Annotated in this window: 2 pseudogenes; both read right to left on the reverse strand. The window is 45.4% G+C overall.

Features of this window, described 5'->3' with window-relative positions:
• A pseudogene (locus R8N49_RS26560) lies at positions 1–489 on the reverse strand (SAM-dependent methyltransferase); the annotation flags it as partial.
• A 56-nt stretch (positions 490–545) separates the two neighbouring features.
• A pseudogene (gene cysB / locus R8N49_RS26565) lies at positions 546–776 on the reverse strand (HTH-type transcriptional regulator CysB); the annotation flags it as partial.

Consider the following 776-nt stretch of genomic DNA (forward strand, 5'->3'; position numbering starts at 1 on the left):
GGCTTGTTGGCCGGAGTCGCATAACGCTTGTTGATATTCAAAACTGGTCACTGGTTGATCGGTTTGCGTGGTTAAGATCCGACCTAAGTATCCTTTACCCGAGCACCACTCTAACCATTCCTCACCTTGATGAGATTGAATCGCTGCCTCCCCCATCGCCATGATCTGTTCTAGCTTGCGCCCTGGGATTCCACTGTCTAACCCTCTTTCTAGCGCTAGGCCATCTAATGCCATCGACTCTAACTGTGTATGCCTAAGTAAGGATGGTAAATCTGGCAAAAACACACTGATTTCATCCAACGCAAGGTCTGAGTCAGCTTTGAGATTTTCTATTTGTGAGGGAGAAAGCGATTCTAACCATTGGCAAAGCTGAGGGTGCGTTTCCTGCCAAGGTAATGATGGTTGAATGCTGCTTTGAAATGGCTCGAATCGCCATAATGGTTGATGCTCAATTAAGCAGTCATTAATAAATTGAAATTGCGTTTGCATAGCTCCCCCTACAATTTGGGATGGATTGTAGGGGGAATCATCACTTGAATGAAGTGTTATCTTACCGGAAGCTCGATGTCTTTAAACATCTCTTCAATTTCAGTATTCGACTTAAGAGAAATAGCCTGTTCTACAACAGGGCGCGTTAAGTGCGGTGCGAAACGCTCCATAAAGTCAAACATGTAAGAACGCAGGAACGTGCCACGGCGGAAACCAATACTGGTTGTACTCGCACCAAACAAATGACTCGCATCAATAGCAACTAAATCGCGGTCTTGCTCTTCATC

The organism is Vibrio sp. 1978 (genome assembly GCF_033344345.1).